25 protein-coding genes and 1 pseudogene are annotated in these 24,415 nt (G+C 68.2%); 15 read left to right on the top strand and 11 right to left on the bottom strand.

Annotation, left to right across the window (positions count from 1 at the left end; genetic code table 11):
• The first annotated feature begins 99 nt into the window (after positions 1 to 99).
• The 5 genes from BUB75_RS12080 (at position 100) to BUB75_RS12060 (ending at position 4,126) form a co-directional block, all read left to right on the top strand.
• Entirely contained in the window at positions 100 to 1,110 is a 1,011-nt protein-coding gene (locus BUB75_RS12080) for an amidohydrolase family protein (RefSeq protein WP_073255936.1), read from the top strand.
• 5 nt (positions 1,111 to 1,115) lie between these two features.
• Positions 1,116 to 2,549 (top strand): LLM class flavin-dependent oxidoreductase, encoded by a 1,434-nt coding sequence (locus tag BUB75_RS12075; protein WP_073255933.1) that lies wholly within the window; start codon positions 1,116 to 1,118, stop codon positions 2,547 to 2,549.
• A gap of 72 nt (positions 2,550 to 2,621) precedes the next feature.
• Positions 2,622 to 2,981, top strand: a complete 360-nt coding sequence (locus BUB75_RS12070; protein ID WP_143175160.1) for a hypothetical protein — start codon at positions 2,622 to 2,624, stop codon at positions 2,979 to 2,981.
• A gap of 111 nt (positions 2,982 to 3,092) precedes the next feature.
• On the top strand, positions 3,093 to 3,464 hold the full coding sequence (locus tag BUB75_RS12065) for a DoxX family protein (protein WP_073255928.1): 372 nt from the start codon (positions 3,093 to 3,095) through the stop codon (positions 3,462 to 3,464).
• A gap of 29 nt (positions 3,465 to 3,493) precedes the next feature.
• The gene (locus BUB75_RS12060) at positions 3,494 to 4,126 is read left to right on the top strand and encodes an NAD(P)-dependent oxidoreductase (RefSeq protein ID WP_073257141.1); all 633 of its coding nucleotides are present in this window, start codon (positions 3,494 to 3,496) and stop codon (positions 4,124 to 4,126) included.
• 314 nt (positions 4,127 to 4,440) lie between these two features.
• On the opposite strand, the gene BUB75_RS12055 is transcribed toward BUB75_RS12060, so the two are convergent.
• Together BUB75_RS12055 and BUB75_RS12050 are read right to left on the bottom strand one after the other, a co-directional pair.
• Entirely contained in the window at positions 4,441 to 5,754 is a 1,314-nt protein-coding gene (locus BUB75_RS12055) for an MFS transporter (RefSeq protein WP_073255925.1), read from the bottom strand.
• Positions 5,755 to 5,801: 47 nt separating this feature from the next.
• Positions 5,802 to 6,428, bottom strand: a complete 627-nt coding sequence (locus BUB75_RS12050; RefSeq protein WP_073255922.1) for a TetR/AcrR family transcriptional regulator — start codon at positions 6,426 to 6,428, stop codon at positions 5,802 to 5,804.
• Positions 6,429 to 6,461: 33 nt separating this feature from the next.
• On the opposite strand from BUB75_RS12050, the gene BUB75_RS12045 reads away from it, so the two are divergent.
• From BUB75_RS12045 to BUB75_RS12030, 4 genes are read left to right on the top strand one after another with little or no spacing between them, the layout of a single operon-like run.
• The gene (locus BUB75_RS12045; protein ID WP_178379842.1) at positions 6,462 to 7,496 is read left to right on the top strand and encodes an amidohydrolase family protein; all 1,035 of its coding nucleotides are present in this window, start codon (positions 6,462 to 6,464) and stop codon (positions 7,494 to 7,496) included.
• Positions 7,496 to 8,671, top strand: a complete 1,176-nt coding sequence (locus BUB75_RS12040; protein ID WP_073255916.1) for an LLM class flavin-dependent oxidoreductase — start codon at positions 7,496 to 7,498, stop codon at positions 8,669 to 8,671. Before BUB75_RS12045 ends, BUB75_RS12040 begins: the two co-directional genes overlap by 1 nt.
• Before the next feature lie 14 nt (positions 8,672 to 8,685).
• Positions 8,686 to 9,171, top strand: a complete 486-nt coding sequence (locus tag BUB75_RS12035) for a flavin reductase family protein (RefSeq protein ID WP_073255913.1) — start codon at positions 8,686 to 8,688, stop codon at positions 9,169 to 9,171.
• 17 nt (positions 9,172 to 9,188) lie between these two features.
• Positions 9,189 to 10,325 carry an LLM class flavin-dependent oxidoreductase gene (locus BUB75_RS12030; RefSeq protein ID WP_073255910.1) on the top strand — a complete coding sequence of 379 codons (1,137 nt, stop codon included), beginning with the start codon at positions 9,189 to 9,191 and terminating at the stop codon, positions 10,323 to 10,325.
• 435 nt (positions 10,326 to 10,760) lie between these two features.
• Here the strand turns inward: BUB75_RS12030 and BUB75_RS48800 are convergent.
• Positions 10,761 to 11,144 (bottom strand): annotated as a pseudogene (locus BUB75_RS48800) (tyrosine-type recombinase/integrase); the annotation flags it as partial.
• Positions 11,145 to 11,399: 255 nt separating this feature from the next.
• On the opposite strand from BUB75_RS48800, the gene BUB75_RS12020 reads away from it, so the two are divergent.
• Positions 11,400 to 11,999: an RNA polymerase sigma factor gene (locus tag BUB75_RS12020; protein WP_073255907.1), complete on the top strand. Its 600-nt coding sequence runs from the start codon at positions 11,400 to 11,402 to the stop codon at positions 11,997 to 11,999.
• Entirely contained in the window at positions 11,996 to 13,021 is a 1,026-nt protein-coding gene (locus BUB75_RS12015; RefSeq protein ID WP_073255904.1) for a hypothetical protein, read from the top strand. Before BUB75_RS12020 ends, BUB75_RS12015 begins: the two co-directional genes overlap by 4 nt.
• A 97-nt stretch (positions 13,022 to 13,118) precedes the next feature.
• On the opposite strand, the gene BUB75_RS12010 is transcribed toward BUB75_RS12015, so the two are convergent.
• From BUB75_RS12010 to BUB75_RS12000, 3 genes are all read right to left on the bottom strand, one after another.
• The gene (locus BUB75_RS12010) at positions 13,119 to 13,469 is read right to left on the bottom strand and encodes a GntR family transcriptional regulator (protein WP_073257138.1); all 351 of its coding nucleotides are present in this window, start codon (positions 13,467 to 13,469) and stop codon (positions 13,119 to 13,121) included.
• Positions 13,470 to 13,492: 23 nt separating this feature from the next.
• The gene (locus BUB75_RS12005; RefSeq protein ID WP_143175159.1) at positions 13,493 to 14,380 is read right to left on the bottom strand and encodes a hypothetical protein; all 888 of its coding nucleotides are present in this window, start codon (positions 14,378 to 14,380) and stop codon (positions 13,493 to 13,495) included.
• Positions 14,381 to 14,630: 250 nt separating this feature from the next.
• The gene (locus BUB75_RS12000; RefSeq protein WP_218617451.1) at positions 14,631 to 15,386 is read right to left on the bottom strand and encodes a glycoside hydrolase family 16 protein; all 756 of its coding nucleotides are present in this window, start codon (positions 15,384 to 15,386) and stop codon (positions 14,631 to 14,633) included.
• Positions 15,387 to 15,980: 594 nt separating this feature from the next.
• Between BUB75_RS12000 and BUB75_RS11990 the strand changes: the two genes are divergently transcribed.
• On the top strand, positions 15,981 to 16,415 hold the full coding sequence (locus BUB75_RS11990; RefSeq protein WP_084740898.1) for a substrate-binding domain-containing protein: 435 nt from the start codon (positions 15,981 to 15,983) through the stop codon (positions 16,413 to 16,415).
• A gap of 407 nt (positions 16,416 to 16,822) precedes the next feature.
• On the opposite strand, the gene BUB75_RS11985 is transcribed toward BUB75_RS11990, so the two are convergent.
• Positions 16,823 to 17,218, bottom strand: coding sequence for a helix-turn-helix transcriptional regulator (locus tag BUB75_RS11985; protein ID WP_073255892.1), 396 nt, complete (start codon positions 17,216 to 17,218; stop codon positions 16,823 to 16,825).
• Between the two features lie 640 nt (positions 17,219 to 17,858).
• Between BUB75_RS11985 and BUB75_RS11980 the strand changes: the two genes are divergently transcribed.
• Together BUB75_RS11980 and BUB75_RS11975 are read left to right on the top strand one after the other, a co-directional pair.
• The gene (locus tag BUB75_RS11980; RefSeq protein WP_143175158.1) at positions 17,859 to 18,344 is read left to right on the top strand and encodes an RICIN domain-containing protein; all 486 of its coding nucleotides are present in this window, start codon (positions 17,859 to 17,861) and stop codon (positions 18,342 to 18,344) included.
• Positions 18,329 to 18,625, top strand: a complete 297-nt coding sequence (locus BUB75_RS11975; protein ID WP_073255887.1) for a hypothetical protein — start codon at positions 18,329 to 18,331, stop codon at positions 18,623 to 18,625. The genes BUB75_RS11980 and BUB75_RS11975 overlap by 16 nt, the downstream gene beginning before the upstream one ends.
• A gap of 191 nt (positions 18,626 to 18,816) precedes the next feature.
• Here the strand turns inward: BUB75_RS11975 and BUB75_RS11970 are convergent, their stop codons facing one another.
• The 4 genes from BUB75_RS11970 to BUB75_RS11955 are packed head-to-tail and all read right to left on the bottom strand — an operon-like array spanning position 18,817 to position 23,099.
• The gene (locus BUB75_RS11970) at positions 18,817 to 19,284 is read right to left on the bottom strand and encodes a VOC family protein (protein WP_073257132.1); all 468 of its coding nucleotides are present in this window, start codon (positions 19,282 to 19,284) and stop codon (positions 18,817 to 18,819) included.
• Positions 19,285 to 19,298: 14 nt separating this feature from the next.
• Positions 19,299 to 20,693, bottom strand: coding sequence for an amidohydrolase family protein (locus BUB75_RS11965; RefSeq protein ID WP_073255884.1), 1,395 nt, complete (start codon positions 20,691 to 20,693; stop codon positions 19,299 to 19,301).
• On the bottom strand, positions 20,680 to 21,816 hold the full coding sequence (locus tag BUB75_RS11960) for a class I SAM-dependent methyltransferase (protein ID WP_084740894.1): 1,137 nt from the start codon (positions 21,814 to 21,816) through the stop codon (positions 20,680 to 20,682). The genes BUB75_RS11965 and BUB75_RS11960 overlap by 14 nt, the downstream gene beginning before the upstream one ends.
• A complete protein-coding gene (locus BUB75_RS11955) occupies positions 21,813 to 23,099 on the bottom strand; it encodes a zinc-binding dehydrogenase (protein ID WP_218617450.1) in 1,287 nt (428 codons plus the stop codon). The genes BUB75_RS11960 and BUB75_RS11955 overlap by 4 nt, the downstream gene beginning before the upstream one ends.
• A gap of 218 nt (positions 23,100 to 23,317) precedes the next feature.
• Here BUB75_RS11955 and BUB75_RS11950 point away from each other — a divergent pair, with 218 nt between their 5' ends.
• Positions 23,318 to 24,385: a BMP family ABC transporter substrate-binding protein gene (locus BUB75_RS11950; RefSeq protein ID WP_073255878.1), complete on the top strand. Its 1,068-nt coding sequence runs from the start codon at positions 23,318 to 23,320 to the stop codon at positions 24,383 to 24,385.
• Positions 24,386 to 24,415: the final 30 nt, after the last annotated feature.

Genomic DNA, 24,415 nt, shown 5'->3' with positions numbered 1-24,415 from the left:
TCGAAACATACTGACTCGTCAGTCGGTTGTAAAGATATTGACCGACTGACGCGTCAGTCCGTAATGTGCGCCGGGCTTCATAGCCACGAGGAGGACAGCGTGAGAATTGACGTCCACGCCCATTACTGGGCCGCCCCGTACATCGACCTCCTGGTGGAGCTCGGCCGCAACGATCTCGCGTTCGCCGGCCGCCAGGCCGATGACCTGGACGAACGCGTGGCGGAGATGGACAGCGTCGGTGTCGACGTGCAGATCCTGAGCGCCATCGGGCTCAACACCGAGGTTCCGGATCCGCAGGGTTCCCGCCGTGCGGCGGCGGGGATCAACGACATCTACGCCGACGTCGTGGAGCGCTACCGGGGCCGGTTCCGGGCGTTCGGCAGCGTGCCGTTGCCCTTCGTCGACCAGGCGATCGCCGAATCCGACCGTGCCCTCGACGAGCTGGGCTTCGAAGGCATCGCGCTACCGTGCTCAGTCGACGGCAAGCCGCTCGACGACCCGTCGTTCGAACCGTTCTGGGAGAACCTGGCCACCAAGAACGCGGTGGTGTATCTCCATCCGGTCGGCTCCAACTCCGCCTGCCATCCCGGCCTGGCCGACTGGGGCCTTCACACCGCTTACGGCAGCCCGGTGCAGCTGGCCACCGCCGCGACCCGAATGGTCTTCTCCGGCCTCACGTTCCGGTACCCGACGATCAAGTTCGTCTTCGCGGTCTGCGGTGGAATCCTCCCGTACCTGTGGCCCCGGCTGGAGCGCAACCTCCGTCGCGGGCTGGAGCGCAGCGCGGAGAACGCCGTCGGCGGGAACTACTTCTCGTGGGTTCAGAAGCTGCCGCTCGACCCGGACGACCCGATGAGCGCGTTCAAACGCTTCTGGTACGACTCCAGCACTCAAGAGACGCCGATCACGATGCAGCTGGTCAAGGAGACCTTCGGCGTGGATCGGCTCCTGCTCGGCAGCGACGCGATCTTCGCCTCGCTCACCGAAGTGGTGGCCTACGTCGAGAACTCGCCGTACCTGACCGCGGGCGAGAAGACCGCCGTCCTCGACCGCAACGCCCAGGCCCTGCTCAACCTGCCGGCGCTCACCGGCGCGACCGGTAAGGACTGACCGTCGTGCACATCTCCGTATTCCTCGGGCCATTCTCGTTCGGCCCGAAGCAGGACCTCCCCAACATCGACCTGTGCCTCGCCCAGGCGACTGCCGCCGCCGAAGCCGGGTTCGCCATGGTCACGTTCGGCGAACAGCACTACAACAACTACGAGCCTTACTGCAATCCGTTCCTCATGGCGGCCCGGCTCGCGCCCTACCTCGGTGACACCTGGTTCGGGACCACGATCGTGCCGCTGGTCTTCCACCACCCGTTCCGGTTGGCCGAGGACGCCAGCGTCGTCGACCTGCTGCTGCGCGGCCGCTTCCAGCTCGGCATGTCCGCCGGACGCGTCGGCTTCTCACCCGACTTCGAGAACTTCGGCGTCGACCCGGCTCGCCGGCAGGACGTCTTCGACAGCAAGCTCGACCTGTTGCGCCGTGCCTTTGCCCACCAGCCCGGCGACGCGCCGATCGTCATGGACACCGAGTGGGACAAGGGCGCACTGAACGGGCGTCTCATGCCGGTCTCGTACCGCGCGGGTGGGCCGCTGCTCGCCGTCGGTACGAACACCGACGCCAAGATCGTCAGCTCCGCCGAACAGGGCCTCTCGGTGTTTCTCGGGCCGTGCCCCAGGCCGGATGCGGCCAGGAAGTTCCAGCTCTACCGTGACGCGCTTGTTGCCGGCGGCCGCGACGCGCAATCGGTGGCCACGCTGTCCTCACGTTGTTTGGTCACACGTCACGTCATCGTCGGCAAGACCGAGGACGAAGCATGGGAGCGCGCGGAGGCGATGGTGGGCGCCAACCCGATGATGGACCGGTCGACCGACACCCGATCCTTGCGTCAACTGTCCAGCGCTGATCCGGCGGACCGAAACGCCGCCTGGGTGCAGTCGTGGATCATCGCGGGCGACCCGGACAGCGTCACCCGCCAGCTGCGTGAGTACGACGAGGCCGGCGTGCCCCAGGTGCTCACACGGTTCACCGTCGGTGCGTACAACCCCGAGCAGATCAACGCCTCGTTCGGGCTCTTCGTCGACGAAGTGCTCCCGCAACTGGACAGCGAGCGGTTCCCGGCGTTGTCTCCGGAGGAGATCCGATCCGAGCACCGTGCCGACCCGGCCGTCCAGACGGCACCGGTAGTGATCAGCGACGGGCCGATCTCCCTGGACGGAATTTGGCACGCAGTCATCGACACGCCGATGGGCGAGCAGCAGGTCGTCCTCGATCTGACCGTCGACGGTTCCACGGTGACCGGCACGGCGACCCAGAACGGTGCGACCAACCCGATCGACGACGGCACCATCGAGGGAAACGAACTGAGCTGGAAAGTATCGGTCCGCGCGCCGTTCACGATGAAACAAGCGTTCGCCGTGTCCGTCGCCGGCGACACGATGATCGGCAAGGTCAAGGCCGGCCTCTTTCCGGCCTCCCCGCTGACCGGAACGCGCGCCTGACCGGCTCTCACCAGCTTGTTTCCCGCTATCGAATGCCGTAGCTGATGAGCCTTTCAGGCGTCCTGCTGGCGGGTGGCACGCAACGCAGCGGCTCGCCACCGCATGTCGTCGGTCAGGAGCTTGAGCTTGGTTCGAGCGGGCGAAGACCGTGGGGTCCCCGGGCTCGACGGCCTGCCGGGCGGCGATCATGTCGTCGGGCAGGACGTCGTCTTCCGGTCCATCCTCGTGTCTCCGAAGGCATCGCTGGGCATCCTGCTGACCGTCACTGCGACCGTCGCGGTATTCGGCCGGGACTGGCTGGCTGGCCTGGTCGGACTGGACAGCCCCGGCCCCCTAATCAGCTTTCTGCAGATCCGGCTCGTCGGCAGCCCGATGACGAGCCGGACCTCTTCCTGCGCCTGCTGGCTCAAGGATTCGACGAGCTCGTTCTGAGCCCCAGCCCTGCAGGGACGCACGGTCGTCAGGCTGCCGGTAAATGGAGGGTATCCTTCACTTGCGGACGGCACGACGAGTGGCCGCGCTATCGAAGAGTGAGTCGATGAGATGAACGTGGTGCTCTGGGTCGTGCAGATCCTGCTGGCGCTGGTTTTCGGTGCCGCCGGCGTTCTGAAGTCCACACAGCCGAAGGAGAAGCTGGCGCCCAACCTGCCGTGGGTTGAGGACTTTTCGCTCCCGGTGGTGCGCTTCATCGGCGTGGTCGAGCTGCTCGCCGCGCTCGGCCTGATCCTGCCGGCCGCGACCGGCTTCGCGACCGTGCTGACTCCGCTGGCGGCCACCGGTCTGGCGATCACGATGGTTCTGGCCGCAGTGACCCACGCCCGGCGCAAGGAGCCCAGCGGGATCGTGTTCAACGCGGTGTTGTTCGCGCTCGCGGTCTTCGTCGCCTGGGGCCGATTCGGCCCGTACTCCTTCTGACGGCGTAGCGAAATTTGATGGAGAGCTTCATGCGTATCACCGTTTTCGGGGGCACCGGACCGGCGGGGCTGCTCTTGATCGACCAGGCCATCAAAGAAGGTCACGAGGTCGTCGCCTTTGCCCGCTCGCCCGAGAAGCTGACCGCCAGGGATCGGCTGACCGTGGTCCAGGGACAACTCGATGACGAGCGGGCGATAGCGAGCGCGGTGCGCGGTAGCGACGCCGTCCTGAGTTTGCTGGGGCCGGGGACCGATGCCGCGGACATCCCTCCGTTGATCCTCGGGTACCAGAACATCGTCGCGGCGATGCGCGAGGAAGGCGTCGAGCGCCTCGTCGCGATGGGTACCCCGAGTATCTCTGACCCCGCGGACGGCAAGGAGTTCCTGGTCGGGCTCATGGTTCGGGGCATCCGGAAGTTCCAGCCGGTGGCTTATGAGGCGCTCGTGCGGATCGGTCAGATCGTCCGGGACTCCGGGCTGAAATGGACCATCGTCCGGCTGCCGCTGCTCACCAACGGTCCGAAGACCGCGTCGGTCAACGTGCGCATGGTGGGCGGCAAGGGCGGGGTTCGCCTTTCACGGGCCAACGCGGCCGCGTTCTTCCTCGACCAAGCCGGCGACACCACCTATATCGGCAGCGCCCCGTTCGTCACAGATAAGTAGGCGCCACCAGGTCAAGCGGTCGGCCTGAAGGACGACGCTCATCCGTCCGAACAGCCCTGTGACGGGACTGCGCGTGGCGGCGGTGTGCTTCTCGCCCTCGGCGCTGCGATGAGCTGCGGTTATGCCTCAGTGCACGCCCCCGGGCGGCGGGTATCGGCGCGAGACCGGAGAGGCGACCGTCGACCCGTGGGGACCTGTCTAGCGGACGTGTTCAATGTGTGCGCGGACGGACTCGCCGTCGGGGCTGAGCCAGCCCAGTCCTGCGACGGACAGGGCGTCGCGGACGACAGAGGTCTCGACCCCGGGGGCGACGATCAACGCACGCCTTCGACCCGGAGAATTGTGACGCCTGCGGCGACGGCGAACAGCGCGCCGGCCAGGTAGAGCGCGACATAGTTCTGTCCGGAGCCTCCGTTGTCGGTGAACAGCGGGACGGCGAGGAAGAGGGGCGCCACCGCGGGCGCGATGGACTGTGGGATGAGGTTGGCCATGCCCAGGACACCGAGGTCCTTGGCGGCGTCTTCGTCTTTGTTGGGCAGTACGTCGGCGACCAGCGCGAGGTCGACGGCGAAATAGGTGCCCTGGCCGAGGCCGACGAGGGCCATGCCCAGTAGGAACAGTGGGACCGACGTGCGGTCTGCGGGGGCCAGGGCGACGACGCCCAGGCCTACGCCGGCGATAACGGCGGAGACGAGGACGAACACCTTGCGGCGACGCAGCCGGTCGGAGAGCGGCCCGAGCGTGAGGCTGACCAGGACGACCATGAGGGTTTGAATTCCGATCGCCGCCGGCACGAGGCCGGTCGCCTGTTTCTCGGTCAGTCCGAGGTGCGAGGTGAGGTAAAAGATCTGGTAGTTGAGGGCGAACGAGATTCCCATGAACATCGCGAATCGGCTGATCCAGGCCCAGCCGAAGTCCGGGAACCGGCGCGGGTTCACCCAGAAGCTTCCGGCGAACTCACGCAGGTTGAACGATGGCCGTTCGGTGCGGGTCGCGGGCCGGTCGGACAGCAGGACGGCCGCGATCGAGACGCAGACCAGCGCGATGGCGGTGGGAACGATGATCGCGAGGGTCAAGGAGACCTGTGACAGGCCGCCGACGAGAGCCACGCCGAGTACGGCGGCGACGGCCTGGGTCAGCCCGAGGAGACCGGAGATGCGGCCCCGCCGCTCGGGGGGAACCTGATCGGGCAGCAGGGCGAGCAGGACCGCCATGGTGGCGTTGACGCCGATCTGGTTGATCGACCATCCGACGGTGGCCACGGCGACGTTGGAGGAGAGCCCGAGTACGACGGCGCCGAGGACCGACAGCAAGGCGCCGATGACCAGCCATGGGCGTCGTCGACCCAGGGGCCAGGTGGTGCGGTCGGAGATGCGTCCGAAGACGGGGTTCGCGAGGATTCCGAACACGGCGCCGATGCCGAGGACGACGGACAGGGTCGTTCCCTGCGTGTTCTCGTTCGGGTCGATCTGCGCGACCTTCAGGGGCACCGAGACGATCACCGGCGTGAGAGTGGCGATCCAGAGCCCGAGGCTTGCCAAGGCGAAGAGGGCGACGAATCCGCGGGAAGGCTCTGCGGTGGGTGGAGCCTGCGGGACGTCTCTGAGAAGAGGTTGATCTGTGGTCATCGTTGACTCCTGACCGTGAAAGGCGAGCGCCGGTGCTCCGTCGGCCGTCAGTCGGCGAGGGGGAGACGCGCCTCGAGATAAGCGGTGACCGCCTCGGAGAGCTCGCGGACGAACGAGTCCCAGTCGATTGCGGTGTGCTGGCTGAAGGTGACTCGGGGCTGGATTTTCAGGACGAGTGCCGAGAAGACCAGTTGCATCGCGAACTCCAGATGCGTCTGGTGCTCGGGAGCAGCTCCGGTTACCGGTTCGAGCACCGAGCGGAACTGCCGGCTGAGCTGGTTGAGTGCGTCCTCGCCGGCGCCGCCTTCCTCGCCGCGATCCAGCCGCATCAGAGCGCGACCGTGCTGCTGGAAGACCTCGGCCACGGCGCTCACAGCGGCAAACACCGCAGCGTCGACGGTCGGCGACTTCGCCGCCCGGGCGCGTTCGAACGCCTGCTCCTGGTGGATTTTGACCGTTTCGAGCAGGCGGTCGTGGGCGTAGTCCAGTAGCGCCTCCCGGCTCGGAAAGCGCAGGTAGAACGCTCCGCGGCTGACGCCGGACCGACGCTCCACGTCGCCGACCGTGACGGCGCCCCAGCCACCTTCGAGAAGCAACTCGACGCTCGCGTCGTAGATGCGTTCCAGCTTGTCGCGGCTTCGGTCCTGCTGCGGCTCCCGGAGCGTGTCGGCCATGGCGGGACTCCTCGGGAACGGGCGGGTGGGTCGGTGGTCAGCGCATCGTGGCAGACAAAAACCAAACCCGTCCAGTCTTGTTTTTCAAACCAGACCAGTCCAGTCTTGTTCCGTTCAGACGGCGAGGAGGCCGACGTGGTAGCTCTCGATGTGCACGCCCATCACTTACCGGCGGTGCTGGGTGAACGTTTCACGGCGTTGTCCGGACGGCCGTATCCGCTCCGGCATTCCGAGGACCAGTCGCGACGTCTCGCCGACCTCGATCGGGCCGGCGTCGACCAGCAGATCCTCGGTCTGGGAGCGGTCCAGCCCTACTGGTCCGATGCCCGGGCCGCCATCGATGGCGCGCGGTTCGCCAACGACCTGTACGCCCGAACGGTCGCCGCGCACGCGGATCGTTTCCGGGCCTTCGGCGCGGTACCGCTCCCGCATCCGGACGCTGCGGTCGAGGAGGCGATCCGCTGCCTGGACGATCTGGGCTTCGCCGGAATCGGTCTGGGTTGCTCGGCCGACGGCGTTCCGCTCGACGACCCACGGTTCGACCCCTTCTGGGCCGAGATGGACGCCCGGTCGGCCGTCGTCTATCTCCATCCCGGTGTGGCGAACAGCCTGGGTGTGGGCGTGTTGGAGTACCCGATGTTGCTCGGGCCCGTCTTCGGATCGCCCGCTGAGCAGGCGATCGCAGTCACCCGGCTCGCGCTCACCGGCGCTCTGACACGATTCCCGCGAATCCGCGTACTGGTGTGCGGCATGGGAGGAAATCTCCTGGTCGCCCGGGCGAAGCTCGCCGAGAGCCTCGAGCGCGGAGCCGCCCACGGCAGTCAGTTCGACGCCCCCGCGGTGCTCGCGGCTCTCGACAGCCTGTGGTTCGACACCTCGTCGATCGACCCGGTGCTGACCCTCGCTGCCCGGCAGGCCGACGCCGTCGATCGGCTGGTCTTCGGATCGGACACCCCGTGGGGCAGCGCGACCCGGGTCGTCACCGCGATGCGTGAGCTCCTCGCGCCGGACGAAGTGGACGCGGTACTGGCTCGCGGCGCGGATCTCGTCGGAAAGAAGGTGTCCTGATGTACGTAGGCTGCTTCCTCGGTCCCACGGGCCGTGGCCCGGCAGACGACCTGCCGCTGATCGACTTCTGCTACGACATGGCGATCGCCGCTGACCGGGCGGGGTTCGCGCTGGTCAACGTCGGCGAGCAGCATTTCACCAACTACGAGCCCTACAGCTCGCCGTTCATGATGGGCGCGATGCTGGCGCGCCATCTGGAGCGCGCCTGGTTCGGCACGACGGTAGTAAACCTCGCCTACCACAACCCGATCTCGCTGGCCGAGCACGCCAACCTCATCGATCTGCTGACCCACGGTAAGTGCTTCATCGGCCTCTCCACCGGTCACCTGCCATTCATAGCCTCCCAATGGGGGGTGCCGGCCTCATACGGCAAGGAGGTCGCGCTTCAGCGGATCGACGTCGCCCTCCAGGCGTGGGCGAAGGAACCCGGCGACCCGCCCCTGGCCTGGCGAACCGACCTGGAGGAGGGCGTCCTCGGCCTGCGGATTATGCCGGTCGGCTATCGCCGGAACCATCCGGTCATCGGCTTCGCCACCAACACCGACGCAACCATCGCCCACGCTGGCGCCCGGGGTTGGCCGGTGGCGCTGGGCCGCTACAACCTCATCGAGTCCGCCCGCAAAATGGCGATCTACCGCGAGGCGCTGGACGCTGTAGGCCATTCCGAGGATGTGCGCCGGGAATGCCTCGCGCTTTCCAGCGTGACCAAGGCGATCGTGGTCGCCGAGACCGACGAGCGGGCGTGGGAGCTCGCGGAACGCCAGCTTCGGGGCTTCATGAACTTCACGTATGCGGTCGCCACCCGACGGCGGCTAAAGGACACCCGCTCGATGAAGGAGCTCTGGGACGCCACCGTCGAAGGCCCCGTCGACATCGCGAACGACTCCTTCACCGCACCCGAGTGGATCCAGGCATCCGCGTTCGTCGGCAGCCCGGAGACCGTCGCCCGCCAGATGCTCGAGTACGCCGACGCCGGCATCGAAGGCATCAACGCCCGCTTCGTCTACGGGGACTTCGACGCCGCCGAAGCGTGGCGCGGGTTCAGGCTGTTCGCGGAGAAGGTGCTGCCGCTGGTCAATGCCGAGCAGCTTCCGGCGCCAGCACCGGAACGGGTCCGGCCGGAGCACCTGGGCGAGGCGGCAAAGACCGCGACGCTGGCGCACCTGTTCCACTGAGGAGAGCCGCTCCGATGAACGACCACCTGTCGACCGCGTTCCGCGACGTGATGGCGGAAGTGTGCACGCCGGTATCGGTGATCACCGCGATGGACGGCGTACGTCCGCACGGCACCACCGTCAGCGCCTTCGCTTCGCTGTCGATGGCACCACCGATGGTCCTCGTATCCCTGGACCGTGGCTCGAACCTGCTCGCCGTGGTGCGGACCACCCGACGGTTCGGTGTGAACATCCTTGGCCGCGAACAGCATGGCCTCGCGTCGGCCTTCGCCCGGAAAGGCGCCGACAAGTTCGACGGCGTCCCGTGGACCCTGGCCCACGGTTTGCCTCGTCTCGGAGGTGCTCCGGGCTGGTTGGCCTGCGACCTGGAACAGCTCGTTCCCGGAGGCGACCACTTCGTTGCGCTGGGCACGGTGCTCGACGCCGAGACACGTCCGGGCCGCCCACTCACTTACCACTCGCGGGCCTTCGGCACCCACACGCCGTTACCCAGCCGATAACCGCACTAGGAGCGTCCATGCATTTCTCTCTCTTCCTCGGCCCCGGAGTACGCGGTCCGCACGAAGACCGGCTCGCCATCGAGCTGGGCATCGAGCAGGCGCTGGAGGCCGACGCGGCCGGATTCACGGCGGTCTACGTCGGCGAGCAACACTTCAACAACTACGAGCCCTACGCCGACGGCCTGACCATGGCCGCCTTCCTGGCCGGCCGCCTCGAGCACGCCTACCTGGGCACCAGCGTGGTGCCACTGATCCTGCACCACCCGCTGTTCCTGGTAGAACGTGCGAACCTCCTCGACCAGCTGACCCAAGGTCGCTTCATCCTCGGAATGTCCGGCGGGCGGCCCCGCGAAGGCAAAACGTGGCACAAGCACGACCTCACCCCTGCGCAGCGCTCCCGGCTGTTCGACCAGAAGCTCGACGTGATGCTGCGGGCGTGGGCACACCGAGCCGGAGACGCACCGTTGGAGTTCGCCACCGACGACGAGCACGGCGTCATGGAGGGGCGCATGATGCCGACCTCGTACCGGGACCCGCACCCGCTCTACGCGATCGGCACCAACACCCCCGCGAAGATCGCCGAGGCGGGACGTCGAGGACGGAAGGTCCACCTCGGGCCGTTCGACCCCGAGGGCGCGGGACGCCTCGCCGCGCTCTACCGCGCGAGCATGGAGGAAGGTGGCCATCCGGCCGAGCTGATCGACGAGAATCTGCGCTGGTTCATCCACACCAAACTGATCCTCGTCGGCGAGACCGATGACGATGCGTGGGACGTCGCCGAGCGACTCTTCACCGGCCCGATGGTCATGGCCCCGTGGATCCGCCCTGACCCCGCCCAGGACGGCTGGCCGCTCCGCAAGATCTACCGCTCCGACCCCGGCCCGTTCGCGCCCGCGATGGGAGTACCCGAAAGCCAGAGCGCCTACCTCCACCGCACGGCGATCGTCGGCAGCCCTGAGACCGTTGCCGCGGAACTAGCCACCTACCGGGCCGCCGGGCTCCCGCACGTCCACGCACGGTTCATCTTCGGTGCGCTCGACGATCCCGACGTCTTCCGCCGCTCGTTCCGGCTGTTCACCAGCGAGGTCATGCCCCGCTTGGGAGTCGACACCATACCCGCGCCACCGGCTCGGCAGACCATCCTGGCCGGCTGACCCACCCGCGGCCGCGCCATCAGCTGTGCACAATGCCCGGCCGCGCGATGTCGGCCGGGCAGAGCCTGACCCACGCCTGTTTCGACGCGTGGCAGCCGTCACGGTTGTGCCCGCCGAGATGACCGGATCTTCGACGTCACGATCCGAGGAGTTCGCTGCAGTGTCGCAAACGACCTTCCCGTCCCCTACGTCTCGGCGCCCGATACTCATCTTTGGCGCACTAGTGGTCCTCGTGATCTCCGCGCCGGCCCCGATCGGCCTGTTCTCCGGCGGAGCGGCCATCACCATTGGCATCACGGCCTGGTCGGGCTCCCATTGTTGTACGTGCTGCGCGGCGCGGTGGTACTGCTGTCGGTGGCGGTCTGGTCGGCGGCGGGCCGCCTCGCACCGGACGCTGGCGGCCTGTACACCTACGCAGGACTGGGCGTGGGCCCCTCATTCGGCTACGGCGTCGCGGCACTGGGTGCGCTGGCCTATACGGCGATGGCGGTCGCCAACTACGCCTTGCTCGCCCAACAGCTCCGCCAGACCCGCAGACAGGGTGGCTACGAGCTTCCGGAGCTCAGTCACCTCGACCGACTCGTTCCCCTCCGTGGTCTCGTTCTTGGCGACTACCGGATTCTCCGCATCGCGGGTCCCGCGTATCGCCGTTAAGGCTTCGAGCGCAGCATCGTGGGCGCCAGGCAGCGTGTGGAGGTATTTCTCCGTGGTCGCAATGCTCCCGTGACCGAGTCGTTCCTTGACCACCTGCAGATCCGCTCCGCCGGCTAGCAGCCAGGATGCATGCGCGTGGCGGAGATCGTGGACGCGCGGCGTGCGCCCTCGGGCGCGACGGCGGGCGTGGTCGTGCTGCCTCCCAGAGCGTGAGTTGGTTCCGGCCACGACGTGACGGCGCCAGGCGAGGCCGAAGCCAGGCAGTGCGCGCAGCTCTTGTGAGGCCCGCCGATGCATGCGGGGATCGGGCCGTCGCCGGGCGTCCGTGGACCAGGCGAGGGCTCTCTCGCCGACTTTTCGTTGTCGCACTGAGATGCTGGCCGGACGCAACGCGATGGTCGGTGCTGGCGACAGGTAACCATGACGAGTTCCGATCCGCTTAGCGACCGCCAGCTCTGGTCCGACGCGGCCGCTGGCGATCGAGACGCCTTCGGTGAGCTTTTCGACCGGCATGGCCAGGCCGTCTACAACCACTGCTTCCGGCTGACCGGGAATTGGTCGCAGGCCGAGGACGCGACTTCGGCGGTCTTCCTGGCGGCCTGGCGCCGTCGCGCCGATCTCACGCTGGTCCGGGACTCCGCGTTGCCGTGGCTGCTGACGGTGGCGACTCACCGCGTCCACGACGAACACCGCTCGTTACGTCGTCGAAGGGCGCTGATCGCCCGCGCCGGCCCACCTCTCGACAGTCCCGATCACGCCGATGCCGTCGCGGAGAAGCTCGACGACGAGCGTCGGATGGCGGTGGTGCTCGACGCGACGAGGCAGCTTCCCCCCTCCGAGCGGGAGGCCCTCGTGCTCTGCGTCTGGTCGGGCGTCTCCTACGCCGACGCGGCGGCGGTCCTGGGCATCGCCGAGCCCAGCGTCCGATCACGGGTGAGCCGCGCCACCAGCCGCCTCGCCCGAATGCTCGGTCCCCAGATCGAAACGGTGCCCGCACGTGCCGGAAAGGACAGGACATGACGCAGCAGCCCACCTACCTGCCGCCCGAGCGTGCCTTCACCCCGGAGGTCCGGACCCGGCTCCGCGCCCGCATTCTCAGTGAGACCGTTGAGCCGGCGCCGCGTCGCGGTCGTCGCCTGGCCTGGCCGCTGGCGGGTGCAAGCGTCGCGGCGGCGGCCCTGGTGGGTGTCTTCGCCCTCTCGGCGTCAGACCCCGATCCCTCCCGAGGCCACCCGGTGGCCAGCCAGACCACTGCCGTCACCTACACCGCGCTGGCGCTGAAGGCAGCCGAGCAGAATCCGCGGCTGTTGATCGACGAGCCAGGATGGAAAGTGGATTACCTCACCGGGTTCGCCGACGAGAGCGGCTCGATCCGGTGGGCCAATGGCCAGCGCCACCTGGAGATCAACTGGCGCGCGGCGCGGGATTACCACGCACGTCGCTTCGACGACACCTGGATGCGCCAGCAGAAGCCGGAGAAGGTGACGATGGACGGCCGGACCGGTGAGCTGTTCTCTTTCGGCGATAAAAGCTGGGGGGTCATGTTCCGGCCACGCGGTGCCTCGTTCGTCGACATGCGCGTGGACGGCATGACGCGCGCCGAGGTCACGAGGGTGCTCTCGCTCGTGAAGAGCGTCGACGTCGAGACGTGGCTGGCGGCGCTCCCGCCGGAGATGGTGACGCCGGACAAGATCGACGAACGCGCTACCGAGGTACTCGCCGGCGTGCCGCTCCCGCCGGGCTTCGACCGCGCCGAGCTCCAGAACGTTGGCACCAACCAGCCTTATCACTTCGGCGCGGCAGTGGCGAGGATGGTCGGCTGCGGATGGATCGCCGAGTGGAAACGTGCGAAGGAGGCCGGCGATCACGCTGCGGTGACGCGCGCCGCTGACGCGTTGCGCGGCAGCCACGACTGGAAGTTCCTGCTGGACATGGCGGACGAGGGTGACTATCCGGCGCTCTTCTGGATGGTGACCGACCAGGTGGTCGCCGGAAAGCTGCCGCCCGGGGCGGAGGAAGGGCTGAACTGCCCCACCAGCTGACTGTCGTCGCCGGGGCATCCGAGTCCGGCTCGGGTGCCGCGTGGGCCACGGACCCACCCATCAGAGCGGATGCCAGACAGAAACCACGGTGACCGACTCACCGGCCCAGGGCTCTGGCGATCACGGATTGGATCTGATCGTCGTCCGCGCCGAGCAGGCGCGCGTCCCGCACGAACGCTCCGGCGCGGTCACGCAGCGCCTTGGTGGCGTCCGCCTCGCGATGCGCCGTCGCGGCCACGCGAGTTCCGCCGCCTCGTCGCGAGACCACCATTCCAACCGTCTCGAGCTCGCGGTACGCACGAGCGACCGTGCCGACGGCCAGTCCGAGGTCGGCCGCCAGTTGGCGTAGGGGCGGGAGGCGATCGCCGGGAGCGAGTACGCCGTACCGGATGAGCTCGGCCAGCTGGCGGCGCAGCTGCTCGTAGGGCGGCGTGGGGTCGTCGGTCATCACCGTCAACGCGGGTCGATCGGTCACTGCGCCCGTCCCCGCGGGTTCGCTCGGGTCAGCGGCGCGAGCACCGGTGCCGCGCACCAGCCCGCGAAGGTGAGAGATACCGGTACCAGCATGAGCAACCCGAAGCCCAGGTCGTCCCACCATTTCGGCCCGCAGGAAAAGAGGAGCAGGGAATTTGCCGCAGTGAGGCTGACGCCGGCAAGCGGGACGGCGAGGAGGATTCCGACCGCGCCGGTGACGGTGCGGGCCGCGCGCTCACGTAGAGCGTCGTCGACCGACGCGTCGGTGCTCCGATCGGGACGGGGACGTCGGACGATGGTGCACAGGGCAACGTAGGCCAGCAACAGTCCGACCGCCACGGCGACCGCGAGCCGCCCGGTGTAGAACAGCCCCGGCCAAGGGACACGGAACTCGGGCCCGTCGGAGCCGCACTGCCGGCTGAGTGCCCGCCCCGCGTGTCCCAGGCCGTCGGGGCGGCCTGCCGCCGTGGTGAAGGCGAACAGGGCCAGGAGCAGGATTCCGGTGACGGCAACCGCGCGACTGAGGGAGCGTGGCAGGTAGTCGCGGATACGCCGGACTTCAAGGGTGGCCGTGCGCGCCGGTCCCCGGGGTGGCCGGATCGTCAGTTCTCCGGTGATCACGCCGACGACTGTGCAGAGGCCGAACAGCGGTGCGGCCATCAAAAGTCCAGTGGCGAGTTCCCCTGATCGTGCGATCACGATGCCGACGACTGCGCCGATGGTGATACCCGTCCATCGGTGCAAGGCCGTAGGCCAGACGATCGACCAGGGGAGGTCGTCCACGACGGCCACGGGACGCCGCGACGATCGCCAACTCACGAGCGCGCCCAGGCCGCCGAAGATCGCTAAGCCGTACAGGAACGCCACCCCCAGCGACCCATCCACGAAGGCTCCAGTTGTATCAAGTGTGCGACACAAGGAACCTGACCATTCGCCGTCACATGTGTCAAGCACCTGTTACATATCGCCAGTAGATCGCCCGATACAGGCGGTTTCGTGCCGGGGGTATCTGGGTTCGCGGGGGTCGACGCGGGGACGTCGACGTCCTCAAACGGGGCACGGCTCACCCGGTCGCCCGGCTTCCTGCTGCGCGCGTCGTACCGGTGCGGGTGGCACGCGGAGGCGCTCGCCGTGATCAGTGGTCCGAGAGGTTCCAGACGCGGATCCATCGGGCCTGCAGAACGGCGGGCAGGGTGGGTGCGTCGGTCTCCAGGCCGGGCCATGCTCCGCCCACCGCCAGATTGAGCAGCAGGTAGAACGGCTGCTCGAACGGCCACGGCCCCGGAACGTCGGCCGCCGACAGCGTGTTGTAAGCGGTGCCGTCGAGCATCCACGTGACGGAGCCCGGCGTCCAGTCCACGCTGTAAGTGTGGAAGTCTTCGGCCAAGTCGGTGCCGTGGTCATGGCGGTGTCCGATGCCGCCGCTCAGCCCGCTGTAGCCCGGTCCGTGCAGTGTGCCGTGGGCTGCGGTCGGATCGCTGCTGACGTGCTCCACGACGTCGATCTCGCCGCAGGCGGGCCAGCCGACCGTGTCGATGTTCTCGCCGAGCATCCAGAACGCCGACCACAATCCGGCACCGGTCGGCATCCGCAGCCGGGCTGCGATGCGTCCGTGGCGGACGGTGAAGCGATGCCGGGTGACCAGCCGCGCAGAGGTGACGCGGCTCCCCGGCTGCGAGGTGTCGTGGGCGCGGGCGGTGACGCGGAGTCCTCCGTCGCCGCCGCTGAGGCAGGCGTTGTCGGTGGTGGCCGTGTACTCCTGATGTTGTGCGCATCCCCAGCCACCGGCGCCGACCTCGTGGGTCCACACCGAGGGGTCCGGTGGTGCTCCTGCGGGTCCCTCGAAGTGGTGGGACCAGGACGGGGAGTCGGACAGGTCGGCGTTGAGCACGGTGCGAGCATGGCCGATGAGCGTCCCGACGGAAAGAGCCCCCGGTCACCGCCTGACGTCCGCCCGGCCCGGGTGAGGGGGCCTGGCGAGCCTGTTCCGTCCGGAGGGCAAATCGCTCCTCGATGCACTGCCGCCGCGACCGCCCCTGGGCCGGGAGCTCCTGTCTCCTGGCGCGGATGCCTTCGACGTCGTTGGGGTCGGTGCCCCAGGTCGAGGGCCCGGACTGGTGTGAGCAAATGAGAGTCCGTTGCCGTTGAAGTGGCAAAAGTACCTAACGGCCGGCCCTGAGGCGCGCGGTGGAGGAACGTTCCGCTTCAGGAATGCCAGATGTCATGGGTTCAGCATCCCGGCCCGCTCAGCTCCGAGCACCGCCGACACCCTGTCGTGGATGCCGAGCAGGGTGAAGATGCGGCCGACATGTGCGTTCACTGTCCGCGAGCTGGCGGGCCGTCAGACCTAGATCGCGGGCTCCCTCAGGCAGCCCATCGCCGAGGTGCTGCAGGCGGTGAGCGAGAGCGATTTCCGCCGCACCGAACGGTTCAACGCGTCCGAGCGCAAATGCTCGATGGGTGGGGTGTGGTGACACTGGAATAGATCGCTGATGTTGTACGCCGAGGGGCGAGCGAAATCCCACCAGCGCCGGCGGAATCTGCTCGCCGGCGGTGTCAGCGAAGACGACTTCGTCGAGGTAGCGGTGCCCTCCATCGACATGCCCCCAGCGCCGTCGTGTGCGTCAACGATCTGGTCGCCCTGGGAGCATTCCGGGCTACCCAACGTCTCGGACTCCGCGTACCTGCGGACGTCGCGATCATCGGTCACGATGACATCGAGTTCAGCGCGTCGCTCGGAGTGCCGCTGACCTCTGTTCGCGAACCCACATACGAGATGGGGCAGCTCGCAGCGCGCATGCTCCTCGAGGAACTCAAGCCCGGCCACAAGCACCGGCATGTGGTGTGCCGGCCCGAGCTCGTCGTGCGGGAATCATCGGGAGAGCCCGGTGACACGAGCGCGGGCCGCTCGTCCTCCTGACCGCTCTCGATGCGCACTCCCGCTCCGGCCGCCTCGATCCGCTCTACCAGAACCCCGCTCAAGTGCGGGAAGAGCACCCCGACAACGCCCACTACCACGCCACCAGATACCACAGTGGACGGACAACGCGAACGCCTGGGGCATCACGGAGCTCACCGGCGTGCTTGAGCAGGTCGCGATCGCCGCGAGGTCGGATCGCCGGGACGCGCTCGTCGGCGCCAGTGCCGTCATCTCCCGGGCGTCGACGGCCTCCGCGTCTTCCAGTGCATCCTGTTGGATCACCCGACCGCCGCTCACTGACCGCTGAACGTTCACGTCCTCGGCGTGTCCCGGCACAGACCACAGTGCCGAATCTGGCTGGGAGTGCGCACCGCACTCCGGCCAGATCCCCGGAACGACTGATCGGGTCAGGTCTTGTTGCGGTAGTCGCGGGGTGGGATGCCGATGTGCTGCTGGAAGGCGCGGCTGAAGTCGGCGGGGCGGGGGAAGCCCCAGCGGCGGGCGATGGTGGCGATGGTGAGGTGGTCGAGGCGGCGGTCGGCAAGCTCGCGGCGGGCCCGGTCCAGGCGGCGGGTGCGGATGTGGGTGCCGACGCTGACGTGGTGGTGCTGCTGGAAGATGCGGTGCAGGTAGCGCAGAGAGATTCCGTGGGCGGCGGCGATCGTGGCGGGATCGAGACCCGGGAGGTGCAGGTTCTCCTCGATGAAGGCAGTGATGGCCAGGTAGAGGGTGTGCGTGGGGGAGCGTAGCGGCGGGTTCTCTCGCTCCAGGTGGTGGGCGAGCAGGGCGGTGGTCAGGTCCACGGCGATGTTCTGGAGGCGGACTGCGTCGCGTTGGGTGAGGTGGGTGTGGGCGTCGGCCAGGGAGGCGAGAAATCCGGCGAGGAGGCGGCCGACGCCGTGGCTTCCGGGCAGTGCGATGGCGCAGAGGTCGGCTACCTGGTGAACAGGTAGGGGAAGCGTTCTGGCACTCCGGGTCGAGCGTGCGGATTTCCCTGGGCGATCGCCGTGCCGACAGCGAGGTGTAGGCCAGGGCCGTGACCTGCGCGTCTCCGAGCGGTCCTAGCGGGAGGGCGCCGAGGCGGGCCGAGAAGGCCTCGGGGGCCGGGCTGTCGACCGTCGTTGGTATCAACGAGGCGGCGACGATGTCCGTGAAGGCTTCCAGGCGGTCTGGTGCGTCGATCGTGGCGCTGTCGAACACAGTGAGCATCGCTCCCCGCTTCCCCCGACGTGATTCCAGAGTGGCGGATCTGTCAACCTGCGCTGCGCGCGTAGGACTGTGCGCGCCGTGCTAACGACAAGGTCGCGCGCTCGCCCGAGACTCTCGGTCGGAAGAGCAGTGCGGTCGGATTCCATGCTGCCTGATCCGATTCGCCCCCACCCTTTAGTAGGGAGTGCAATGCGCACCAGCAGAAACGTGGCGTACAGAGTAGGGGCGGCGATCGTGGCCGCCATTCTGGCCTCGACAGCCTGCGTGCTGGCGGTGGCGTCGCCGGCGACCGCGGCGCCGGCCCTGGCCATTCATTCGTACCAGGCCAGTAGGGCTTGTCTCGAGCAGTACTTCAACGGGAACCAGGCAACGACGCAGGTGATGGTCGCGCCGCCGTGCACCTACAGCAATGCGCGATGGCGATTCGAGGGGGTCGGAGGAAACACCTACCGGGTCGTCAACAATCGCTGGGACGACAGCGGCCTGTGGTGCCTCTCCGCTCCGAACGGCGTCGACAGCTTCGTATTCGCGGAACTGTGCGTCAGCCCTCTGCCGGATAAGCAGAAGTGGACACCGATTCGAGCCCGGGATGCGAATCAGCTCGTGAATGAGCTGTCGCGTCAGTGTCTGACGTACTACTACACCTCGTCCGCGATTGTGGAGACCTGCCGTACTCCCACCGACTACGGCTACGAGGCGCAGGAATGGTACTGGCACTAAAAGACAGCTCCAGCTGGGCGATCGGCGCCTTCGTCCATCCGTGGCGGGACGCCGCCACGCTGACCTTGACCGTCGGGGTCGGCCTCCTCATCGGTGCGCTGACCTACGGCGCGAGCCGTCCGCTGCGCCGCGCCCGGCCGGCTCTAATCGCCACCACGACTGCCCGTCGCTGGATGCGCACGGCGATTGTGCTGTCTTCCCTGCTGGGCCCGGTCGCGAGCTGCGGGGGGCGCCCGGCCGTGTCCCGCTTCCAGTTCAACGCCTCACCCGCCACCACGTAGGGGCTCTATCGGCGGGCCGGCAGCGCGGCGGTCGTCAGGACCGAGGCCGCGGGGGGCGCTCGCTGTCGAGGTCGCGCGGGTCAACTCGCTGTTGGGCGGGGCGGTGGAGGCCGGGTGCTGGGCGTACGGTCGGGGTCTCCAGCTCGCCGCGCCCGGCGCCCCAGGGCAGGGCGCCGGGCACGAGGGATCGGTCAGCCCCAGAGCTCGGTGATCGTCGAGAACACCTTCTGGTTGTGCGAGAACTCCACCGTGTTGCCGTCCGGATCCTTGACCGCGCAGATGTACCCGATGTGCGCTGCCATGTCCCTCGGCTCCCACTCCAGTGCGCCGACCGCGCGCGCCTTCTCCGCGACTGCGTCCACGTCCTCCCGGTTGGGCAGCTCGATGCCGAGGTGCGCGAACGGGGCGAGCGTCGTCGCCTTCCGGCCGGGCTCGATGCCGAAGTTCTTGCCGATCTCCGGCTTGAACTCCGCCAGGACGAGCACGAACGGCGAGTCGACCTGGTTCTTGTTGGACAGCCAGGCGCCCTGCCCGTTGTCGTCGACGTTGCGCGTGACGAGCACCAGCGGCGTCACCGTGGTGTAGAACTCGATCGAGCGCTCCAGGTCGGTGACGGGCAGGGCGACGTGGGTCCAGCGCGGTTCGGTCAGTTCAGCCATGATGGTGGTTCCTTTCAGACGGTGGGCCACTTGGCCCGGTCGGGGAGTCCGGAACGGCGACGGATCCCGTCGCCTGCGCGCTGCGCGCGCTCCAGCAGGTCGAACTCGTCGAGCGTCGTGCAGCGGTAGTTCTCGACGACGCGGCGCCCGCCGACGAAGACCGTGTGCACACCGCGGCCGTCGGCGGACCACACCAGCTGGTTCGCGACGTTGTGCAGCGGCCGCCACTCGGGGCGGTCGGTGTCGTGCAGCACGAGGTCGGCCTGCTTGCCGACCTCGATCGAGCCGAGCCGGTCCGCTTCCTGCAGGCCGCGTGCGCCGTTGCGCGTCGCCATCGCGAAGGCCGTCTCGGCGGGAAACATCGTGGCGTCGCGTCGTGCGTCTTTGAACAGGCCCGCAACCAGGTACGTGGCGCGCATCAGGTCGTGGTAGTTCGAGGCGTTGTTGCCATCGGTGCCGATCGCGACGTTGACGCCTGCGGCCGCCATCTCCGGAAACTTGCCGATCTGCGTCACGCCGTACGAGACCTTCAGCGCGGTCGTCGGACAGTGCGAGACGCTCGTGCCGGTACTGGCCAGCAGCGCGATCTCCTCGTCGTCGACGTGCACGGCGTGGGTCAGGATGACGTTCTCGCCGAGAACGCCGAGCTCGTTCAGGTGCACCATCGGTCGCTGGCCGAACTTCGCCAGGAAGCCTTCGGGGTCCATGGCCGCGGGCGACATGTGGAAGCTCAGCCCGGTGCCGTGCTGCACCGAGAGTGCCTTCGCGGCTTTCCACAGCTCGTCGCTGCAGCAGGTGTGCCCGATGATGATCGGCCAGGCCTGAACGCGTCCGTCGTAACTCGATGCATGGCGGTTCATCGAGTCTTCGAGCGTGGCGATCGCCGTGTCGGTGTCCATCGTCAGGACGTCGTAGTCCTGGACGAGGTCCCAGGCCCACGGGCCGACACGAGCCCGGATCCCGATCTCGCCGAGGGCTTCCACGACCGGGTCGATGAAGCGCACGGTGCCCGCTTCGAGGAACGTCGTCGTGCCCGACTTGAGCATCTCGAGCGCGGCGAGCTGCGCCGAGATGTGCTCGTCCTCCTCGGTGTAGTAGGTGTGGATCGGCGTGAGCCACTCGAAGACGTTCTCGATGAACGGGGTGTCGTCGGGGACGAATCCCCGGGTCAGCGGCTCGCCGGTGGCGTGCACGTGGGTGTTGATCAGGCCTGGCGTCACGACGAAGCGGCGTCCGTCGATGACGTCGGCAGCGTTTTCAGTTCGCCACGCGGCCTGCACCTCGGCCGTCTTGCCGACGGCCGCGATCAGGCCGTCTTTGATCGCTACCGCGGCGTCGGTGATCACCTGCCGCTCGTCGTTCATGCTGACGACGGTCGTGCCGACGATGAGCGTGTCACAGAGTTCCATGGGTACCTCCGGAAGACGTGATGAGGTGCACGCGCTGGCGCGGCACGGGCTCCACGACGGCGACGGTGTGGGCCCCGCGGGTGGCGCACCAGGCGGCGAGGGTCGGCTCGGTGATGCCGCGGCCGACCGTCGAGGCGCGCATGGTCAGTGCGAGCGTGAGGTCGTGTACGGCGGCCGCGTACGTGTCCGTCGACGCGCCGTCCGGCGGGCGGAAGTAGTCGGCGACCAGCAGCACGCCGTCCTCGGCGAGGAGGTCCAGGGCGCGGCCGAGGAGCGCCTCGGCCCGTGGGGCGGATTCGGCGCGCAACACGTGGGCCAGGACCACGATTGCCGCGCGGCGTGACGGGAGGTCGGCCTCGAGGTAGTCGCCCGCGACCAGCGTGACGTCGTGACCGGCCAGCCGTTCCTGCGCGGCAGGTAGCACGAGCGGCAGGTCGACGCCGATCGCGCTCGCGACGGCGCCCGCATCCGCGGCCGCGCCGACCCTCGCGTCGGCGCCCGTGGCCGGGTCAGCGCCGGCGCCCGTGGCCGGGTCAGCGCCGGCGCCTGCGGCGAGTAAGGACTGGAGCCAGGCGCCCGAACCGCAACCGAGGTCGACGATCAGGCCCGTGCCGTCCCAGAGGCCGCGGCTGCGCAACTCCAGCGCCACCCCGCGGGCGACCGCGGCCTGGGTGGCGGCGGTCGCCGCGACGAGCGCCGGGTAGAGCGCGTCGAGGGCATCGGTGATCGGCGCCGCCGGGCGGCCATCCCGGAGCGTGGAGGCCAGAGCGGGCCAGCCCTGCTTCGGCCCGGGCGAGTGTCGAACCAGCTCGACCATCGACGCCGCCGACGACGGCACGAGAAAGCGCGCCGACGCCGCGGAGTTACTCCACCGCTCGCCGTCGGTGTCGAGCAATCCTTTCGCCGTGAGCAGCTGGGCGAGCAGCGTGAGGTCGGCCGCGTCAGAAACGCCGGTGGCATCCGCCAGTTCGGCGCTGGTCGCCGGTCCGTCCGCGAGCTGTTCGAAGATGTCGAGGTCGATCGCGGCGGAGAGGGCCCAGTAGGCCGCGAAGCCGTTGATCACATCCCACACCGGTGCGGGTCCCGGCTCCGCTGGCCGGACCTCGCGTGAGCGCGCGGTCATGGGCGCAGCACGACCTTGCCGGTGGCGCGGCGCGATTCCAGATGCTCCTGCGCGGCCCTGGCGTCGGTCAGCGCGAACTCGCTGTCGATCGGCGTCGAAAAATTGCTGTTCCAGTACAGGTCGAGCACGGGCGCGAACTCTGCGCGGTCGTACGGGTCGGAGCCCAGCAGCTGCAGACCGAAGTGGTACGCGTACACGATGTCGGTCTCCACGATGTGACCCGTCGTGTTGCCGAAGAACACGAGCCGACCGCGCGGCGCGAGGCTGAAGACGCCGGCGGCCCAGGTCGCCGGACCGACGTGGTCGAGCACGAGCTCGACGCCACGCCCGCCGGTCGCCTCCCGCACCGCTGCCACGACATCCTCGGTGGACGTATCGATGACGACGTCGGCACCGAGCTTGCGGACGTAGTCCGCCTTCTCCGGTCGTCCCACTGTGGAGATGACGCGGAGGCCGACGGCGCACGCGAGCTGGATCGCCGCGGTACTGACCCCGCTGGCCCCGGCGTGGATGAGGACTGTCTCTCCCGCAGCGGCGCGGCCCGTCACGTGTAACGCGTGGTGCGCGGTCATCCAGATCGTCGGCAACACGGCCGCTTCCACGAGATCGCGGCCGTTCGGCACCGGATGCAGGTTCGCGACCGGCGCGACGACGTACTCGGCGTACCCACCGGGAATGGTTCCGCCGATGACGGCGGCGGCCGGGCAGTGACCGTCGTGGCCCGAACGGCAGGTCTCGCAGCTGTCGCAGGGCACGGCCGGATTCACGACGACGCGCGTGCCGGGCGTGATCGTGTGTGCTCCGGTGGGTTCGCCCAACGCCTCGACGACGCCTGCGACGTCCATGCCCGCCGTATGCGGAAGTGCAAAGCCCGGGATCAGGGCCGGCCCACGCCGCTGCAACACGTCGAGGTGATTCAGCGAGCAGGCCCCGACGCGAATCAATGCCTCGCCAGGACCCGGCTCGGGCACCGGAATGTCGTCGACAACAAGGGTTTCGGGACCGCCATGGACGTGGTGACGAACCGCCCGCATCATCCGCTCCGCTCGCTCGGTTTTGCGCCGGGCGGCTGCACGCCGAACCGGCATGCAACGGGGATTGCGCCGCCACAGTTGACGCCGTGGACGCCGCGGATGGGGAGTCTGTTGCCTACTCCCGTGGCGGCGACAGTAGGCACCGAACCGACAGCGTGTCAACAGATTCGGGACGCCGTCCTGCAATGCGTGACGTTCGCCTGCGTTATAAGAAGTAATGCCCGTTCCGTGTTCCGCATTGCGCGACATCGTCTCTTGACGTGAGAGTAACGCGACTGGAATATGCCGAGTTGACGCTGGCACTCGCAGCGGAGCGCCGCCTCGGGTCGATCAGCCCGGACGGCGGCGCGAACACCAGCTCCGTCGACCCCGACTGCCGCGGACGCTCCCGCTTCTCTCGAGTGTGTTGCAGACCCTCGACGCGCCATGAGACGTCCTCGCTCCCCTCTCATCCCTAGGAGCAGTACTTGAGACGCTTTTTTCTCCGGACGGCTACCGTTGCGGCCTGCCTCGTCGTGCCGCTCGCGGCCTGCACCAATCCCAGCGACACCGCCGAGACCGCCGCCACGTCGTCGGTCGGAGCCGGCGCCGCAGGCCCGGACATCAACGGGGACGGCGAGGTCATCATCGGTGTACTCAGCCCCGGTGACCTCAACGACAACGGCTACTACGAGAGCTTCGTCGCCAAGGCGCAGGCGTTCACCGACAAGGAGGGCTGGCAGCTCATCAAGGTCGGCTCGGTCAACCAGGCCGACGCGCTGAACCAGGCCCGCAACCTGTGCCGCCAGAAGGTCGACATGGTCGCGCTCGGGGCCAGCGAGCTGAAGGACGCGCTGGGGGCGTCCGAGGAGTCGGTCTGCGGAAAGACGGCCTGGTACGTCCCCGCGCAGCAAGATCTCGAGCAGACACCGAAGATCACGATCTCCCGGGACTTCATCAACGAGGTCATCTTCGCCACCGGATACGCCAACGGTCTGCTGATGAAGGAGAAGGGCTACACCAAGGCCGGGTATGTGACCGGCCCGGAGGCCGACTTCTCCGTCCAGGCCGCCAAGGCGTTCAAGGCAGGTATTCGCACGGTCATCCCGACCGCGACGCTGGTCACCACCTACACCGGTGACTTCAACGACTCCGGTAAGGCGAAGGAAGCCGCGCAGGCCCAGGTGAACCAGGGCGTCAAGGCGCTCTACCCGTACCTGGGTGGTGCGACCGACGAGGTGGCGAAGTTCGGCAACACCAAGAACCTCATCCTCTCGACGCCGGGCACCGACCGGTGCGCCTCGACCAGCCCGAAGTTCCAGGTCTCCTCGATCTTCGACCCGGGTGAGTACTTCGCAGCGGCCCTGCAGGACTTCGCCGACGGCCAGTTGAAGATGGGCGTCGCCCGTGAGTGGCACCTCGGCAAGGACCCCGTCCCGACCGTGAAGCTCTGTGGCGGCACCCCGGCGCAGAACACCGCCCTGGAGACGTTCATCAAGGACATCGGCAGCGGCAAGATCAACGTCGACAGTGAGGTGGCGAAGCTCGGCGGCTGACGCCGATCGACGGTCGGCTGGCGCGCTCGG

This window comes from Cryptosporangium aurantiacum, from assembly GCF_900143005.1.
GTDB classification, from domain to species: domain Bacteria; phylum Actinomycetota; class Actinomycetes; order Mycobacteriales; family Cryptosporangiaceae; genus Cryptosporangium; species Cryptosporangium aurantiacum.
The sequence above is the reverse complement of the archived record's forward strand: the minus strand, read 5'-3'. Positions and strand labels throughout refer to the sequence as shown.